Annotated in this window: 14 protein-coding genes; 7 read left to right on the top strand and 7 right to left on the bottom strand. The window is 54.3% G+C overall.

The features are described 5' to 3' along the window. Window positions 1-138 precede the first annotated feature (138 nt). Window positions 139-1233 (bottom strand): Hint domain-containing protein, encoded by a 1095-nt coding sequence (locus tag MWU61_RS08150; RefSeq protein ID WP_247127816.1) that lies wholly within the window; start codon window positions 1231-1233, stop codon window positions 139-141. A gap of 138 nt (window positions 1234-1371) precedes the next feature. Here MWU61_RS08150 and pncB point away from each other — a divergent pair, with 138 nt between their 5' ends. Further along, window positions 1372-2664: a nicotinate phosphoribosyltransferase gene (pncB, locus tag MWU61_RS08145; protein WP_247127815.1), complete on the top strand. Its 1293-nt coding sequence runs from the start codon at window positions 1372-1374 to the stop codon at window positions 2662-2664. After that, window positions 2661-4238: an SIR2 family protein gene (locus MWU61_RS08140; RefSeq protein WP_247127814.1), complete on the top strand. Its 1578-nt coding sequence runs from the start codon at window positions 2661-2663 to the stop codon at window positions 4236-4238. The genes pncB and MWU61_RS08140 overlap by 4 nt, the downstream gene beginning before the upstream one ends. Before the next feature lie 8 nt (window positions 4239-4246). Here the strand turns inward: MWU61_RS08140 and arfB are convergent, their stop codons facing one another. From arfB to MWU61_RS08110, 6 genes are all read right to left on the bottom strand, one after another. Next, window positions 4247-4663, bottom strand: coding sequence for an alternative ribosome rescue aminoacyl-tRNA hydrolase ArfB (arfB, locus tag MWU61_RS08135; RefSeq protein WP_247127813.1), 417 nt, complete (start codon window positions 4661-4663; stop codon window positions 4247-4249). A gap of 486 nt (window positions 4664-5149) precedes the next feature. Beyond that, window positions 5150-5791 (bottom strand): queuosine precursor transporter, encoded by a 642-nt coding sequence (locus MWU61_RS08130; protein WP_247127812.1) that lies wholly within the window; start codon window positions 5789-5791, stop codon window positions 5150-5152. Between the two features lie 87 nt (window positions 5792-5878). After that, window positions 5879-6736, bottom strand: coding sequence for an esterase-like activity of phytase family protein (locus tag MWU61_RS08125; protein ID WP_247127810.1), 858 nt, complete (start codon window positions 6734-6736; stop codon window positions 5879-5881). Continuing rightward, window positions 6737-7651 (bottom strand): penicillin-insensitive murein endopeptidase, encoded by a 915-nt coding sequence (gene mepA / locus MWU61_RS08120; RefSeq protein WP_247127809.1) that lies wholly within the window; start codon window positions 7649-7651, stop codon window positions 6737-6739. After that, a complete protein-coding gene (locus MWU61_RS08115) occupies window positions 7636-9018 on the bottom strand; it encodes an MFS transporter (RefSeq protein WP_247127808.1) in 1383 nt (460 codons plus the stop codon). Before MWU61_RS08115 ends, mepA begins: the two co-directional genes overlap by 16 nt. A 62-nt stretch (window positions 9019-9080) precedes the next feature. Then, window positions 9081-9629, bottom strand: coding sequence for an acyl-CoA thioesterase (locus MWU61_RS08110; protein ID WP_247127807.1), 549 nt, complete (start codon window positions 9627-9629; stop codon window positions 9081-9083). A 139-nt stretch (window positions 9630-9768) separates the two neighbouring features. On the opposite strand from MWU61_RS08110, the gene MWU61_RS08105 reads away from it, so the two are divergent. From MWU61_RS08105 to MWU61_RS08085, 5 genes are all read left to right on the top strand, one after another. Then, complete coding sequence (locus MWU61_RS08105) at window positions 9769-10056, top strand: YggT family protein (RefSeq protein WP_247127806.1); 288 nt, start codon at window positions 9769-9771, stop codon at window positions 10054-10056. A gap of 124 nt (window positions 10057-10180) precedes the next feature. Beyond that, the gene (fdhF, locus tag MWU61_RS08100) at window positions 10181-12946 is read left to right on the top strand and encodes a formate dehydrogenase subunit alpha (protein ID WP_247127805.1); all 2766 of its coding nucleotides are present in this window, start codon (window positions 10181-10183) and stop codon (window positions 12944-12946) included. A gap of 616 nt (window positions 12947-13562) precedes the next feature. Then, window positions 13563-15521 (top strand): AMP-binding protein, encoded by a 1959-nt coding sequence (locus MWU61_RS08095; protein WP_247127804.1) that lies wholly within the window; start codon window positions 13563-13565, stop codon window positions 15519-15521. Window positions 15522-15588: 67 nt separating this feature from the next. Then, window positions 15589-16401, top strand: a complete 813-nt coding sequence (locus tag MWU61_RS08090; RefSeq protein WP_247127803.1) for an ABC transporter ATP-binding protein — start codon at window positions 15589-15591, stop codon at window positions 16399-16401. Between the two features lie 68 nt (window positions 16402-16469). Further along, on the top strand, window positions 16470-17465 hold the full coding sequence (locus MWU61_RS08085) for a branched-chain amino acid ABC transporter permease (protein ID WP_247127802.1): 996 nt from the start codon (window positions 16470-16472) through the stop codon (window positions 17463-17465). Window positions 17466-17500: the final 35 nt, after the last annotated feature.

Below are 17500 nucleotides of genomic sequence, written 5' to 3'. Positions count from 1 at the left end.
TCAACGTTAAAACACAGGCTTCGCGTTCACCAAGGGCCTGTCCGCTTTATCCCGCACGCGCCGCCTGTCTGTCGCCACACGCCTTTCGTTGGCTGCGGGCCATGGTTTCTGCGGTCCACGACGATCCTTTTTACGTCGTTATGGGGTCGGGTTGGCCAACGCGCGGGTGACATCGCTACGCGCGATTTGGTTCACATCAAGCGGTCCCAACGATCGACGCAGGGTGTCAAGGCGGCGCTGCACCATACCCACCGTGTAACAATCGCGCGCTGGCGGCCCATTCAGAGGGGCATCGGGAACGATCGGGGCGCCAAATATGTGTCGCAACGCCCTTCTTTGATCGTCTGACAACAGCGCCAACACCATTGGCCCCAATAAAAGCGTTTCCGACCAGCAGTCATTCGCAAGAACAATTTGATGGGCATCACAGACAAAATGAACCCACGTGACGTTCTTCTTGCCGTTCATATGGCGAACACCCGGCAAAGCGGTCAGTGATTTTGCAGGCGCGAAGGCTTCTTCCGTGAATAAGGCTTCCAATTGACCTTTGCCTCCAACGAACAAGCGGTGCTGTGGTGACACCACCATGTCAGTCGACGGTCGCCCTTTGCCCATGGCGTTTGCAGAGATCAAGACAGGTTTCGCATCGGGTGACGTATCTTCTAGCGGTTGGGTATCCGACCTGACCCACCGGATCGGCACACTGCCGTCGTCCAACGTAACGACCAGATCACCGGGTTGTAGGTATTCAACCGGTCTGGGGCCGTCAGGTGTCGTGATAAGCGTGCCTTCAGCAAAACAAACGGCCTGATATGTTTCGGCTGCGTTCTGGTCACTGGTCCAAAAGGCGTTCGGGCTGTCTGGCCCGCCGCCGTTGTCCCAATACCAGCTTTCCAAATCAAATCCGGGGGACCAAACCATTTGAAATAGCTCGCCAGTAACAGAATTCGTGCCTTCAAAGACTACGGCGCCTTCGCCCGGACCAACGTAGTCGCTGCGAATAATGGTCGCGTCCTGCATGTCACCACCGCCGCCATGACCAGACCACGTTAGGTCGTAGGTTTCCCCGACTTCAAACAAAATCGGTTTATCGTCCCCCATATTCGACGTGATTTCGAGGTTAGTCGTCGATCCCGGCGGGTGGTCGAAATAACTATAGTCCTGATGGACGTCTACATTGCTACCGGACGCGGCAGCAAATTCGTTATCGAGCGCATAGAAAGTTTTGGTCATGATCGGTTCCTTCGGGTACCCGATACGCCCACTTCGTTGAGGTTCGATAAACAGCGACAAATTGAACTATTTTGGAACGCCCTTGCCAATGTGTCGTGCCCTTGGTCTAACCTGCTGTAAGTCAAAGGGAACACGCACATGGTCGACATCGCTACACGGGTTTGGAACCACAAATGGAAGATCGACCCCATCGTGCGGTCGCTCATCGACACGGATTTCTACAAGCTCCTGATGTGCCAATCCATTTTCCGGAACCATCCGGACACCAACGTCACATTCTCCCTGATCAACCGGTCCAAACACGTGCGCCTCGCGGACCTCGTCGACGAAGGCGAATTGCGCGAACAACTCGACAATATCCGGTCGTTGTCCCTGTCACGCGGTGAATCCACATGGCTGCGGGGGAACACCTTCTACGGCAAACGGCAAATGTTCCGGCCCGACTTCATGGAATGGTTCGAGAACCACAAACTCCCGCCCTATCATCTCGAAAAACGGGACGGGCAGTACGAACTTACCTTCGAAGGCAAATGGCACGAAGTCATGCTCTGGGAAATTCCGGCGCTCTCCACCCTCATGGAACTGCGGGGGCGGGCGGTGCTCAAGGACATGGGGCGGTTCGAACTGCAGGTCCTCTACGCGCAGGCCATGACCAAAGTCTGGTCCAAAGTCGAAAAACTCCGCGACGTGCCCAACCTCAAACTCGCGGACTTCGGGACGCGGCGGCGGCATTCCTACCTCTGGCAGGACTGGTGCGTGCAGGCGCTGAAAGAAGGGCTGGGGGACAACTTCACCGGCACCTCCAACTGCCGGATCGCCATGCAGCGCGAAATCGAGGCCATCGGGACCAACGCCCACGAACTGCCCATGGTCTACGCGGCCATGGCGGACACGGACGAAAAACTGCGGCAATCGCCCTACGACGTGCTGGCGGACTGGCAGGAAGAACACTCCGGCAACCTGCGGATCATCCTGCCGGACACCTACGGGACGCAAGGGTTTCTGGACGACGCACCGGACTGGCTGGCAGGCTGGACAGGCATGCGGATCGATAGCGGAGACCCGGCAACAGGGGCAGAGCGGGCGATCGACTGGTGGACAGCGCGTGGGGAAGACCCGCGCAAGAAACTGGTCATCTTCTCGGACGGGCTGGACGTCGATAAAATCGCAACTCTGCAAGCGCAATTCGCAGGGCGGGTGCGGGTGTCCTTTGGGTGGGGAACCATGCTGACCAACGACTTCAAAGGGCTGGCGCCCAACGACGCGCTGGCACCGTTTTCCCTGGTCTGCAAAGCGGTCGCGGCCAACGGCAACCCCACAGTCAAACTGAGCGACAACCCCAACAAAGCCATGGGCCCTCTTGACGAAATCACACGTTATAAGAGAGTGTTTGGGGTGGGTGATCAGGAAAAAGTTGAGGTTGTGGTTTGACGAAGAATGGTATCACGTCCGAGCTTGCGACAGAACTTTCCAATTCGACTGGCGCACCGTTCCTATTTGTAGGCTCGGGCTTCTCTCGTCGATACATTGGCTTGGAGCAATGGGACGAGCTTCTTGAGAAGTTCACCAAGGGCCTAAAAGATTACGGTTACTACGTTGCATCAGCTGATGGCTCATTGCCTGAAGTTGCGGCGCTAATCGCGGAGGATTTCCATGAATATTGGTGGTCTGCACCTCACTTTGAAGATTCTCGAAAAGAACATGGCGACAAGGTTAAGAAGAAATCCTCGGCAATAAAATTTGAACTATCAAAATATCTTCGGGATAAGGGGATTGATGGCGCAATCGAAGATGGGATGAACGATGAAATCCAAGCGCTTAGAAAACTAAATGTTGATGGCGTCATTACAACAAACTGGGATATGCTTGTTGAAGAGATATTCCCAGATTACAGGGTTTTTGTCGGACAGGAAGAATTAATTTTCTCAAATCCGCAATCGATAGCTGAAATCTATAAAATCCACGGCTGCGCGACACAACCAGACTCATTGGTCCTTACATCCGAAGATTATAGCAGGTTTGATCAAAAGTACCCTTACCTTGTAGCCAAACTAATAACCATATTCATCGAACATCCCGTCATCTTTTTGGGGTACAGTCTTGCGGACAAAAACATTCAGGACATGTTATCGAGTATCGCTAGATGCCTGAGCCCGTCTCAAGTGGAAATCTTTTCAAAGAACCTGTATTTTGTACAAAGAATGAAAGGGCAGGAGCAACCATCAATTGCTCAGTCTATAATTCAGATCGGTGAATCTAACGTTTCTATACAATTAATTCGAACTAACGATTTTTCGGAAGTTTACGAGGCTATCGAATCTGTAAAGCGTAAAGTGCCTGCGCGGGTGTTGCGCTTCTGTAAGGAGCAGATGTACGAACTTGTTAAGTCTAATGAACCTCAAGAAAAGCTTTCGGTCGTAGACTTCGATGGCATTGAATCTCATGACGACATCGAGTTTGTTGTTGGAATCGGAGTTGCGAAGGAGAAAGAGGCGCAGAAAGAATTAGCGAAGAGTGGGTACAAAGGCATAAGCTTGGAAGACTTGTTCCGAGATGTCGTGCTCGATGATAAGGACTTTCATCCGGCGACCGTTATCGAAGAAGTGTTCCCTGCATTCAAGAAGCTAAACAATACATTTTTTCCGGGATACAAATATTTGTACAAATCCGGTATTAAATCTCTACCAGAACTTTCAGATTCTGAATATTCGCCTGTCCTATCGCTTTTCAACAAATATGGCAGGAAGCGATTTGAGGTTGAGCAATATCGAGGCCAATTTAATCGTGAAGCTTCTAAACTAACAACGTCTGAGATTATTGCCAATTTTCCGGCTGACAGAGCGGCTGTATTGATCCCCTTTCAGCCGGATGCGGAAATCGAACTTCCTGCGTTAGCCAATTTTCTATCGAATAACTTGGAGAACTTATTTAATCCTATGCACAGTTATGCATCCAGCTACCGAAAGTTGGCAGTATTCTACGATATGATCCGTCACGGTTTCTGAGAAACACCTCACTCCTCCCCAACCTTCCCCCGCAATTTCTTCACAGCCCCGCGCACCTTCTTCCCCTCAAGCCGCCGTTTGACCGACCCGTAGGTCGGTTTTGTCCCGATCCGGCGTTTGGGCACATGCAGCGCCTGTACGATCATCTCGGCCAGACGGTCCCGCGCGATTTCGCGGTTCCGTGCTTGGGACCGCGTGTCTTGCACAAACAGCACCACCGCTCCGTCCTTCGTCCATTTCTGGCCCGCTACCCGCCGCAGCCGCCGCTTCACGGCCTCGGTCAAATTGGGCGACCGCGCCGCTTCAAACCGCAGTTCCACCGCCGTCGAAACCTTGTTCACGTTCTGCCCACCCGGACCGGACGACCGCGCGAACTGCTCGGTCAATTCCCAATCTTCAAGCGTGATCTGATCGTTGATTTTCATCTGTCCACTACAACTCATCAGCGGCCGCGACGCAAATGCCGTGGCCAATCTTCATGATGCGTTAACACTTCTGGAATTCAGGGGCTGACAACGCGGTGCACGCCTTGTGTACGCGTTGTGCACGCAAATCACACCCCCGCGGATGCCATCCCTAAACGACACGTGACCCCACCGTCACGCACCCCGTTCGCCAGCGCCCGCCCCATCAGATTCAGTCCGCAAAACACGCCCAAACCCCAATGAAAAAGGGCCGCCCCGGCGTGGGGTGGCCCTTCTCTGAATAGCGGAGGGGGGTCGGTTAGGTCGCCCACCCTGTGGTTTTCTCAGCTAAGGGCTGCCCTAGTTGAAGACCCCACAAGTTGTCCCGACTGCCTTCTCCAATACTTCATGATGCACTGGATCACCTCCTTTCAAAATGTTTCGCCTATACTTTGAAGGTGGCATACCTGATCTTAAAATCAAGATAATTTTTTGTGACAACGCAGATTAAGCCCGCGCATCCACAAATCGCCCAACAATAATCCGGAACGGCACCAAAGCGAGCAAAGCAATCACAAGCTTCACACCCCAGTCCGCAACCGCCAAAGAAACCCACAACGGCGCGTCCGGACCTACGGTCAAAAACGGAACAGCATCCTGCGCCCAGCTCACTTCCATCGTGGCAGATTCGGATAACCCATTGAAAAGCGAAGAAAAAGCGATGGTGAAAAAGATAGCTGTATCCACGGTGGAACTAACCAAAGTGGACCCAAGCGGTGCTTTCCACCACGATCCGTCCCGCAATTTGTTGAACACTGCGACGTCCAGCAGTTGTGCCACGCCGAACGCAATCGCAGACCCGATCGCAACACGTAACGCAACGGCTGCGTACGGCCCATATTCGCTGTCAAAAATGATTTGCGTCCCGATCAAGGAACAGATGATCCCCGTGACCAAACCTGCGAACACAACTTTGCGGGCTGTCGCAGCCCCGTAAAGTCGGTTCATGATGTCTGTTACCAGAAAGGCGAGCGGATAAGTGAATGCCCCCCACGTCAGCAACCCATCAAGGATCAGATATTGCACGAGAATATTGGATGCGACCACAATGGCGGCCATGGCGAGAACGCCGGGGAGAATACGTGTCATGTCATTGGTTCCGTTTTGACAAGGGTGCGGCACTTGGTCCTCGAACCGTTCAAGGACGCGCCCACTTAGGCCCCGTAGGTCGACAGGTCAACCGTCGATACGGTATTCCGCGATCTCGTTCGTCAGAATACTGCGGAAATTGTTATCCGCGATCAGGGTCATGATCACTTGACTATCTGCCGTCTGCCATACGGAAATGCCTTCCATATTTCCGTGAACGCCAATTCCGGTTTCAAGGATCGTTTCGGCAGTTGCGGCATCCAGATCGAGACGACGCACGCGCGTATAGAAACCGAAACCGCTGAAATCCCGTTCCAGCACATAAAGCATGCCGTCAGGCCCAAAATCCGCGCCGACCATCAGATAGGCACCGGTGCGCGGGATGGCATAAGGTTGATCCCATTTGCCGTCTTTGTAGCGATATACTGGGAAAGGCCGATCGTACCGACCAGACCGTTCAGGGATTGTGTAAAGGGCGCCGTCAGCGTCGATTGCCAAGGCTTCTAAGCTGCTGTTGTCCTGCAAAGCCTCAAATTCGCGGGGCACTGGCAGGGTTTGTTCGGCGGCCCCAAAGTTTGCGAATTTCCCGACCCGATGCTGTCCTTCGAAAGAGACATAGATCGTGCCATCGGGCGCCACAGCGATACCTTCGGAATCGTTGTTTGTCAGACCTCCTGGCAGGTCCGCGTTTTCTATCGAAACGGGTGTGCCCATGGCAATGCCGCTGATCTGTCCCTCTGCGTCCCGTGAAATTGTGCCTTGCATCAACATGCCGCGATCGCTGACCGCAATGATGGTGCTGCCATCATCACCGATATGCACCGCAGAAAGGCCACCGATCCGCCCGCCATCCGTGTGGATGACAAAACGCCCGAAAAGGGCGGTCTCGGTGAAACCAAGACCGCCCATCAGAAGAATGGCCGCTGAAAACAGAATTTTTAGCATTTAGTCCGCGTTCAAAACACTCAGGCATTGGCCGGGTAGATTAGCCATTGTGATCGGCCCGCGCGGCGGACGCGGTGTCGGGTTGGGATTTGGGGGTGGCGGGTTCAGGATGTTATTCACCCAATCCTGCGCATCTGCACAGCCATCACCTGCTGGGGGCGGCGCTTGATCGACGCAAGTGTTGTCACCCGCCGGGCATTTCAGGCGGACGTGGAAATGGTAGTGGTGCCCGTACCAAGGGCGGATTTTGTTTAGCCAGCTGCGATCACCCGTCGCAGAATTACACATCGCAACCTTTGCGCCCGGGAACACAAAAATGCGCGCGACACGCGGATCAGAGGCAGCCGCTTTCAGCACCGCTTCATGTTCGGCGGTCCAGCGGCTGTTCGTGTAGGCCCCGCTGGCACGACGCATGGAGATCGAAGAGATGTTTTCGCGTTCTTGCGCAGACAGGTTCAACCGATCAGGCGGCAGCATCCAGATATCGGCATCAAGCCCGACTTGGTGGCTGGCGTGTCCCGTCAACATCGGGCCGCCACGTGGCTGGCTAAGATCGCCGACGTACAGACCTTCCCAGCCGGGTAAGCGCGCAACTTCACGGCTTAGGTCCTGAATATAGTCGATCAGCGCAGGTTGGCCCCAGTTCCGGTTTCGGCTCAGGCGCATCGCCTGCCACGTTGGACCGGTTTCGGCCAATTCAACAGCGCCCGCTTGGCAGCCCTTTGCGTAACCGCCAATCGCTTCGGGTGTTTGGTTCGATCCGCGTGGGATGTGGCCGAAAAGCGTCTTGGCCACACGAGTATCACCCGCGTTCGACGTCGAAATGGCTGCCGCTTGGCTAACCGATGCCGTGTCTTCGCTTTGGCATGCCGCCAAAGCCGTTAACAATGAAAGTATGCCTATGAAGCGGACCATGCTGCGCGATCTCCGTCTTTGTTGACCCATGATAGCATCACAAGACCAAGAAGAAAGAGGAAGATCACAGGCAAGAAACCAAGCTGCACATTACCGGTCCATGCGGTGAAAACCCCAATGAGCAGGGGGGCCATGAACGCAGTCGCTTTGCCGGAAAGTGCAAATAGACCAAAGGCTTCGGTTGGACGTTCGGGGTTTGTATGGCGCACCATCATGGACCGCGATGCGGCATAAATTGCGCCGCCTGCACCACCAATAACAGAACCACACACGAAAAAAATAATGTCGGGGACCATCGAATCTGCCGCAAGCGGGACGCCAAACACCTGTGTGCGGGACATGCCGACGATGATCGTGCTGACGACCAGAAGGCAAAGAATGCAGAAAATGATGACTGGTTTTGGTCCCAGTCTCGCGTCAAACCGACCGCCGACATAGGTAAATACGGCGGCTGTAATGACGCTGATGATCCCGAAAACACCCAGCCAGATCGTGCCCCAACCCAACACGAGCGTCGCGTACACGCCGCCAAATGCATACAAAGCGTTCAGGGCGTCACGGTAAAACATCGACCCGAGCAGGAACGATGCGGTGCTTTTGCGGCGTGCGACATTGCGTAGGGTTTGTTTCAGATCGCCCCAAACCTTCGACATTTTGGGGACCTCGCCCGCGTCAGCAGGATTGTCGCGCACCCATAAGAAGAACGGAATCATGAAGATTGCAAACCAAACCGCCATGAACGGACCAACGGCACGTGTGCCTTCGCGCGCGCTTGGGTCCAGCCCAAACAGCGGGTCCAAACCGATCAGCGTTTTACCGGTCTGCGCGTCCTCAGCGAGCAGCAGCAACATAATGATCAAAGCAACCAAGCCGCCCCAGTAGCCAAATGACGCACCAGTGCCCGAGATCCGACCGACTTCCTCCGGGGTGCCAAGCGATGGCAAATAGGCGTTGATAAAGTTCAGCGCCGATTCTGCCGCAATAAAGCCGACATAAAACAGGATCAGGAACAGCATCAGGCTGCTGCTGTCGGGGGTCAAAAACCAGAGTGACCATGCGCCGATGACATATAGAAGGGAAAAGCCGATGATCCACGGCATTTTGCGACCCGTGTTGTCCGCAAAAGCGCCAAGGAACGGCGCGGTAAAGGCGATGACAAGGCCCGCACAGGTTTGGCCAAAGGCCCAAGTGCTTTGTGCTGACGCGCCTGCGGCTTCTTGGTCAAGTCCTTGACCGAGAAAGTAATTCGCAGCGACGACCGCAAAGTATGGCCCAAAGATAAAGGTCAACCCAAGCGTGTAGTATGGTTGCGCTGCCCAATCAAAGCTCATCCAGCCCCAGATGCGCTTTTTTGCCGATATTGTCATGGTCGTCCCCCGTCAGTGCCGCGATAAGACACCGAAGGGACGGCACATTGCAAGTGACGTGTTTATGACTGTGTGTCTGGTGTCACTTCTGGGGGCCAAGGACGTGTTTGGTCGGCGTCGATCCAGTTTTGTGCCCACGCAGGTAACGGCGGTCGGTCGCCTTCGTAGCCGATGTGATCAAACAGTTGTCGGGGGCGCACGATCCCGTTTTTGTCAGTCACAGCAGACCGGTACAGGGCCTGAACGGCGCATTCGTTTCCGATCCAGATGGATTGTTCGAGGTAGAAGAATTTATCGTCCCAACCCACAGCGCGACTGACAGTCTTGAATTTCACAAACGGACGAATGCGCTTACGGTAACGCACGCTGACACCGGCCATTGTAAGGCCCCAACGCTTTTCCTTAAGCGCGTCTAGCAGGCCGACCCGTTTGGCCAAAACTGTGCGCCCAAGATCAAGAATTGTTAAGATACGTCCGTTATTCATTTCAATGAAAGCGTCGATATCTTGTGGCCAGCACCGGTGTTGCGACACGTGAATACCCATAATGGGCAAGTCAGGTGCGCGGCGGGCAAGATACATATCTTTGATAAGCCGTACGAAAGGATACATCGGGACAACCTTTAGGTGACGATTACCCCCTCCATCTGCTTTGTTGACGTAAACGTCAACTTTGACCCTACGGAAGCTGGGGCTTGCAGGACTGTCACTTAGAACTTACTTGAACGGTGCACAAATTGAAGGCGATACCATGCAGTCCATCTTTGAAATCTTGTTGATGCTCATCGGCGTCGCCCGTTTCTTTATCTTTGCGCATTTCATCATGAGCTGGTTGATCAGCTTTGATGTCTTGAACGTGCGTCAGCCGTTGGTCGGCCAAATTTGGTACACGCTGCAACGTATCTTGGAACCACTTTACGCCCCGATCCGTCGGTTTTTGCCCGATTTGGGTGGCATTGATTTATCGCCGATTGTCGCCCTTTTGGGACTGGAGGCGATCCGGATCGTCCTGATCAACAATGCGAGCGTATTTTTCTAAAGCCACGCGTAGATTTCGCATCAGAAACCGCACATGGCGCAAATGTGCGGATCGTGGTCGCGGATGGCCTGTCTTAACTTGCACGAAAGTGGTGTAGTTTGCTCTGAGGATGAGGAGCACCACCATGGCCGAGATCAAATTTACACTCGACGGAAAGTCAGTGACCGCCCAGCCGGGTGAAACGATTTGGGAAGTGGCCAATGGCCGTGGTCTTGTGATCCCGCATCTTTGCCACAAACCGCAGCCCGGCTACCGGTCCGACGGAAACTGCCGCGCCTGTATGGTCGCGATTGATGGCGAACGAACTTTGGCGGCGTCCTGCATCCGCGAACCATCTGAAGGCATGGTCGTCACGACAGACCAGCCGCGCGAAGTGCAGGCGCGTAAAATGGTCATCGAAATGCTGGTTGCAGACCAGCCTGAACAGGCTGTCGCGCACGATAAATCGTCCCATTTATGGGACATGGCTGCCCAACAGGACGTCAGTGAAAGCCGTTTTCCGACGATGGACAGCGACCACATCCCACTGCTGGATGATAGTCACGTCGCGATGTCGGTAAACTTGGATGCGTGTATTCAATGTGGGTTGTGCGTGCGGGCCTGCCGTGAAGTGCAGGTCAATGATGTGATCGGCATGGCGGGTCGGGGCCACAATGCCTACCCAGTCTTTGATATGGATGATCCGATGGGTGCATCCAGCTGCGTAGCCTGCGGTGAATGCGTACAGGCTTGCCCAACTGGGGCGTTGTTGCCCGCGACCGTGACGGACGAAAACCAAATCGGCGATACGGCGGACTACGACCGCGAAGTCAAAAGCGTTTGCCCATTCTGTGGCGTCGGCTGTCAGGTGTCGTTGAAGGTGAAGGACGACAAGGTCAAGTTCGTCGAAGGTATCAATGGCCCTGCGAACGAAGGTCGTTTGTGCGTCAAAGGCCGGTTTGGTTTCGACTATATTCACCACGATCATCGGCTTACTAAGCCTTTGATCCGGCGCGACGATGCGCCCGCAAAGGGCCTGAACGTTGATCCGGGCAATTGGGGTGAAGTTTTCCGCGAAGCGTCTTGGGATGAGGCGCTGGATTTTGCCGCGAATGGCATGAAGAACCTTGGCGGAACCAAGATCGCGGGCTTTGGATCGGCGAAATGCACCAACGAAGAAGCGTATCTTTTCCAGAAGATGATCCGCCAAGGCTTTGGTCACAACAATGTCGATCACTGCACACGGTTATGCCACGCGTCATCCGTCGCGGCGTTGATGGAAAACGTCGGATCGGGTGCCGTCACCGCGACATTTAACGAGATTGAAAACGCGGATGTTGCCATCGTCATCGGTGCGAACCCGATTGAAAACCACCCCGTCGCCGCGACCTATTTCAAGCAGTTCACCAAGCGCGGTGGCAAGCTTATTGTGATGGATCCGCGCGGTCAGGCATTGAAGCGCTTCTCGACCCATATGCTGCAATTCCGCCCCGGTGCGGATGTGTCGATGCTGAACGCGATCATGCATGTGATCGTTGAAGAAAAGCTTTACGATCAACAGTATATCGATGCCTATACCGAAAACTGGGAAGCGGAAAAAGCGCATCTCAAGGATTTCTCGCCAGAGAAGATGGAAGGCATTTGCGGCATTCCAGCCGATGAATTGCGCGCCGTTGCCCGTACCTTTGCGGGGGCCAAAGCGGGGATGATTTTCTGGGGCATGGGGGTGTCGCAACACATCCATGGGACCGATAATTCGCGTTGCCTGATCAGCCTTGCCTTGATGACAGGCCAAGTTGGTCGTCCGGGCGCCGGACTGCATCCGTTGCGGGGGCAAAACAACGTGCAAGGCGCGTCTGACGCAGGCCTCATCCCAATGTTCCTGCCTGATTATCAGCCCGTCGGTGACGACGGCGTGCGGTCTGCGTTTCAAGAGGTTTGGAACGAAGGCAACATTGACCCTAACAAGGGTCTGACCGTCACTGAAATCCTTGATGCGGTGCACGCGGGTGACATTCAGGGGATGTATATTCTGGGTGAAAATCCGGCGATGTCTGATCCCGACGTCGAACATGCGCGGGATGCTTTAGCAAAGCTTAAGCATCTGGTCGTGCAGGACATTTTCATCACAGAAACGGCGAACTTCGCTGACGTGATCCTGCCTGCTTCGGCTTTTGCCGAAAAGACCGGGACGGTGACCAACACAAATCGGCAGGTGCAAATGGGGCGGCCAGCCGTCGCACCTCCGGGTGATGCGAAGGAAGACTGGTGGATCGAAGTTGAGCTCGGCAAACGGCTTGGCCTCGACTGGACCTATACCCACCCGAGCGACGTGTTCGACGAGATGACGCAAGTGATGAAATCGCTCGATAACATCACATGGGACCGGCTTGAGGCTGAAAATGTCGTGACCTATCCGTCGCTGTCTGCGACGGATCCAGGGCAGCCGATTGTTTTTGCCGATGGTTTTCCGCGCGAAGACGGGCGCGCCAAATTCACACCGGCCAATGTGATCGCGCCGGATGATGTGCCTGACGCGGACTATCCGATGATCCTGACAACCGGACGACAGTTGGAACATTGGCACACTGGGTCTATGACACGCCGTTCAAAGGTGCTGGATGCGGTTGAACCGGAAGCGAACTGTTCGCTTCACCCGTCGACGCTGCGCAAGCTTGGTGTTGAACCGGGTGGGTTGTTGCGACTGACAACAAAGCGTGGGTCGATCGAAATCATGGCGCGGTCGGATCGGGCTGTCGCGCCTGACATGGTCTTCTTGCCGTTTGCCTATGTTGAGGCAGCCGCGAACATTCTAACGAACCCAGCGGTGGACCCATTCGGCAAGATTCCCGAATTCAAGTTCTCTGCAGTGCGTGTCGAGAAGGTCGAAACGACCATCGCAGCCGAATAACGTAGTGCAGCCCCAGCCACTTCTTGGGCTGCATTATGACCTAGTCCAGAACGTTGCCGATAAAGCCGCCAGCGTAAATCAGATCTTCGTTGTTGCCGCGGAACGTTCAGATAACTTTGTCATGGGTCAGGCCGCCGCTTTTGATCGGCACAACCCGAATCTGTTGCGACGTCTTGTGCAGGAATAGAGCCGGACAGAATTGCTGCGGCGGCGATTAGGTTGATCGTCGTGAGTTCCTTTTAGGTTTTCGTCAAAAACTATCTGGGCACTGCTCCTTCAATTTCCGTACCTCGTGGTTCACCATTCAAGCGGCTTTGGTTTGGCTCCGAAATCAGATGTGTTTCGACGCCAAACGCCTTGGAAATGGCAGTAGCATCTAAGAGATAGCTGCAATTGTGCCCTTTTGTGAGGCCGGTTCTGTGGTGTCACTTTCGCGCTGAATCGGCTTGCAAAAAAGGCGTCCGCGACGGCTTCGGGCTGGGCATCATCACCTGTTCAGATAAATTAAATGAACGCTTGTTCAAAAAACCATTTGACGGATCGCAGGTGGTCGGCACAGTATCAAACCTAAGCACTGGATCGCGGGGAGGCGATTCAATGTGGGGGAGGAAAATCAATGGCGACAGGGCAACCCCTTGCGGGTCCAACGTCCATACCAGCACTATTGGCGCGCAATGTTGAACAGCATGGTGCCAAGGCTGCGTATCGTGAAAAAGAATTTGGGATTTGGCAAAGCTGGACTTGGGCCGAAGCCGCAGTAGAGATCGATGCGCTCGCGCTTGGTCTGCTGTCGCTTGGGGCCAATGTTGGTGACCACGTTGCCATTGTTGGTCGCAATCGGCCCGCGCTGTATTGGGCGATGGTCGCGGCGCAAAAGGCGGGCTGCGTGCCTGTGCCGATGTATCAGGACGCGGCTGCCGAAGAGGTCGCCTATGCGATGGATCACTGCGGTGCGCGCTTCGCGATTGTGGGTGATCAGGAACAAGTTGATAAGCTGGAAGACGTCCGCGATCAGCTGACCGGACTGGACCACGTGATCTATTTGGACGGTCGCGGTCTGCGTAAATACGATCACTCTGCCATGACATCCTATACCGATGTGCAGGCTGCTGGACGTGCGTCAAATCTGGAAACGGTGATGGCGGAACGAACCGCGGCGTTGAATTACAACAGCACCTGCGTGATGCTTTACACATCAGGTACGACCGGGCGCCCCAAAGGCGTTGTGCTGTCGAACCGCAATGTGATCGAGACATCCCGCAATTCGTCCGAGTTCGATCATCTGCAAGCTGGCGATGAAGTTTTGGCTTATTTGCCAATGGCGTGGGTCGGTGATTTTATTTTCTCGATTGGGCAGGCGATGTGGACGGGATTCTGTGTGAACTGTCCGGAAAGCCCCGATACCATGCAGTTCGATCTGCGCGAAATCGGTCCGACCTACTATTTTGCCCCGCCGCGCGTGTTCGAAACGCAACTGACCAACGTCATGATCCGGATGGAAGACGCGGGTCGTTTCAAGAAATGGCTGTTCGACAAATACATGGCTGTTGGTCGTCGGATTGGGCCGCGCCTTTTGGATGGCGATGACGTCAGTTTTGGTGATCGGTTGCAGTATAAGCTGGCCGATTTGCTGGTGATCGGACCACTGAAGAACACACTTGGCCTTAGCCGTGTGCGGGTTGGTTATACCGCTGGTGAAGCAATTGGACCCGAAATTTTCGATTTTTATCGGGCCTTGGGGATCAACCTGAAACAACTTTACGGTCAGACGGAAGCGACTGTTTTCATTACACAACAGCCTGATGGCGAGGTGCGGTCTGATACCGTTGGCGTCCCAAGTCCGGGTGTTGAACTGAAGATCGCGGACAATGGCGAAGTGTTCTATCGGTCGCCGGGTGTCTTTGTGGAATACTACAAAAACGCGGACAGCACCGCGTCTACGAAAGACGCGGAAGGTTGGGTCGCGACAGGCGATGCGGGCTTTATCGAAGAGAAGTCTGGCCATCTGCGGATCATCGACCGCGCAAAAGACGTGGGCAAAATGGCAGATGGATCGCTGTTTGCGCCGAAATACGTGGAAAACAAGCTCAAGTTTTTCCCGAATATCCTTGAGGCCGTTGTCTTTGGCGCGGATCGGGATCGCTGTACCGCGTTCATCAATATTGATCTGACCGCGGTGGGCAATTGGGCGGAACGCAACAATATCGCTTATTCGTCGTACCAAGAATTATCGCAGCATCCGCAGGTGCTTGATACGATCGCGGAACATGTCGCCGAGGTGAATGCATCGGTTGCAGCTGATCCCATGTTGGCGGGTTGCCAAGTGCATCGGTTCCTGGTTCTGCACAAGGAGTTGGACGCGGATGACGGGGAGATGACCCGCACACGCAAAGTGCGCCGCCGGATCGTGGAAGAGAAATTCAACGATCTGATTGCGGCACTTTATGACGGAAAATCAGAGATTTATACTGAAACGGAAGTCACTTACGAAGATGGCCGCAAGGGTAAAATCACCGCCACTTTGGATATACGTGACGCCATTGTAGCACCTGCCGTGAAGGTTGCGGCGGAATGATGGTGCGACGCTTTTGCTGCGCAATGCGCCCCGCCCACCATCCCATGCCACACGAAGGAGACGCGTTATGCTAGATGAAGGATACGTCACTGCGGACGGGCGTCAGATTGGCGGCGTCATGATGGACATGCGTGGCATTACCCTGCGATTTGGCGGTGTCGAGGCAATCAAGAATATTTCGTTTGATATTCGCGAAGGCGAAATTCGCGCCATTATTGGGCCAAATGGCGCTGGTAAGTCGTCGATGCTGAACGTGATTTCCGGTTTCTATAACCCGCAAGAGGGCGAAGTTTGGTTTCATGGCAGTAAACGCCCGCCTATGAAGCCGTTTCAAGTCGCCCGTCAGGGGATTGCCCGTACGTTCCAGAACATTGCTTTGTTCGAAGGGATGTCTGTGCTCGATAACGTCATGACGGGTCGTTTGACGAATATGAAAGCTGGAATGCTTGCCCAAGCGATCTGGAAGGGGAAGGCGGAACGCGAAGAGACGGCGAACCGTGAAGTCGTTGAGAAGATTATTGATTTCCTTGAAATTCAAGCGATCCGGAAGACCCCAGTGGGGCGTTTGCCTTACGGTTTGAAGAAGCGCGTTGAACTGGCGCGTGCGTTGGCCGCCGAGCCGAAGTTGCTGCTTTTGGATGAACCTATGGCGGGCATGAACGTCGAGGAAAAAGAGGACATGTCCCGCTTTATCCTTGATGTGAACGATGAATTCGGCACCACGATTGCCCTGATCGAACACGACATGGGCGTGGTGATGGACTTGTCTGACCGCGTTGTTGTTATGGATTACGGTCGCAAGATTGGTGACGGCACGCCGGATGAAGTCCGCAATAATCAAGAAGTGATTGATGCATATTTGGGGGTCGCGCATGACTGATTTTTCACTTGTGACCCGCGTGCACAATGCGTGCACAACCCGTGCACCGCAATTCCGGGAGATAACCCATGTCAGCTGATTTTCTGTACGGGATTGAAGTGGTCATCAATGGCCTGATGGCGGGGGTTCTGTATGCCCTTGTCGCCCTAGGCTTTGTTTTGATCTTCAAGGCGTCCGGCATTTTCAATTACGCCCAAGGTGTGATGGCGCTGTTCGCGGCGCTGACCCTTGTTGGTGTCATGGAAGGGCAGGTGCCCTTTGCCCATATGATCAACGCGATCTTTGGGACTGAAATTCATCATTTCGGCTGGGAGGTGCCCGCGCTACTGGCGATTTTCGTGACCTTATTGGTGATGATATTGTTTGCGTGGATCGTGCAGCAGTTCGTGTTTCGCCACCTTGTGGGCCAAGAACCAATCATTCTGTTTATGGCCACCATCGGGCTTGCCTATTTCCTTGAAGGTGTGGGCGATCTGATGTGGGGATCTGAGATCAAGACGATCGCCTTGGGCCTGCCGCAGGGTGGATCGCGTGTGGTCGAAGATTTCACCGCCAGCCTTGGCGGAGACGATTTTTACGGCTTCTTTATCGACAAGCTGGATATGGTTGCCACGGTTGTCGCGATCATCTTGGTCGCGGCGTTGATTGGGTTTGCCCAATATACCAAACAAGGCCGCGCCATGCGTGCTGTGGCGGATGACCACCAAGCCGCGTTGAGCGTTGGGATTTCGCTGAACTTCATCTGGGTGCTCGTGTGGTCTTTGGCAGGGCTTGTGGCCTTGGTCGCGGGGGTCATGTGGGGCGCGAAATCGGGTGTGCAGTTTTCGCTGTCGTTGATTGCGCTGAAGGCGTTGCCGGTACTGATGTTGGGCGGCTTTACGTCGATCCCCGGTGCCATTGTTGGCGGTTTGATCATCGGCGTGGGTGAAAAACTGTTTGAATATATGATTGGCCCGATGGTGGGTGGTGCGACTGAAAACTGGTTCGCCTATGTGCTGGCGTTAATCTTCTTGGTGTTCCGACCACAGGGCCTATTCGGGGAGAAAATCATTGAACGTGTTTGATGTGACTGACCCGCAAATTGAGTTGTTAGGGCGCA

Origin of the sequence: Loktanella sp. F6476L, assembly GCF_023015725.1 — a bacterium.
GTDB lineage: Bacteria > Pseudomonadota > Alphaproteobacteria > Rhodobacterales > Rhodobacteraceae > Yoonia.
The sequence above is the reverse complement of the archived record's forward strand: the minus strand, read 5'-3'. Positions and strand labels throughout refer to the sequence as shown.

Excerpts from the sequence above, each read along its gene's own strand:
- arfB (WP_247127813.1), bottom strand. The coding sequence starts at position 4,663 with ATGAAAATCAACGATCAGATCACGCTTGAAGATTGGGAATTGACCGAG.
- MWU61_RS08125 (WP_247127810.1), bottom strand. The coding sequence starts at position 6,736 with ATGCTAAAAATTCTGTTTTCAGCGGCCATTCTTCTGATGGGCGGTCTT.
- MWU61_RS08150 (WP_247127816.1), bottom strand. The coding sequence starts at position 1,233 with ATGACCAAAACTTTCTATGCGCTCGATAACGAATTTGCTGCCGCGTCC.
- pncB (WP_247127815.1), top strand. The coding sequence starts at position 1,372 with ATGGTCGACATCGCTACACGGGTTTGGAACCACAAATGGAAGATCGAC.
- MWU61_RS08085 (WP_247127802.1), top strand. The coding sequence starts at position 16,470 with ATGTCAGCTGATTTTCTGTACGGGATTGAAGTGGTCATCAATGGCCTG.
- MWU61_RS08105 (WP_247127806.1), top strand. The coding sequence starts at position 9,769 with ATGCAGTCCATCTTTGAAATCTTGTTGATGCTCATCGGCGTCGCCCGT.
- fdhF (WP_247127805.1), top strand. The coding sequence starts at position 10,181 with ATGGCCGAGATCAAATTTACACTCGACGGAAAGTCAGTGACCGCCCAG.
- MWU61_RS08090 (WP_247127803.1), top strand. The coding sequence starts at position 15,589 with ATGCTAGATGAAGGATACGTCACTGCGGACGGGCGTCAGATTGGCGGC.
- mepA (WP_247127809.1), bottom strand. The coding sequence starts at position 7,651 with ATGGTCCGCTTCATAGGCATACTTTCATTGTTAACGGCTTTGGCGGCA.
- MWU61_RS08115 (WP_247127808.1), bottom strand. The coding sequence starts at position 9,018 with ATGACAATATCGGCAAAAAAGCGCATCTGGGGCTGGATGAGCTTTGAT.
- MWU61_RS08110 (WP_247127807.1), bottom strand. The coding sequence starts at position 9,629 with ATGTATCCTTTCGTACGGCTTATCAAAGATATGTATCTTGCCCGCCGC.
- MWU61_RS08130 (WP_247127812.1), bottom strand. The coding sequence starts at position 5,791 with ATGACACGTATTCTCCCCGGCGTTCTCGCCATGGCCGCCATTGTGGTC.
- MWU61_RS08095 (WP_247127804.1), top strand. The coding sequence starts at position 13,563 with ATGGCGACAGGGCAACCCCTTGCGGGTCCAACGTCCATACCAGCACTA.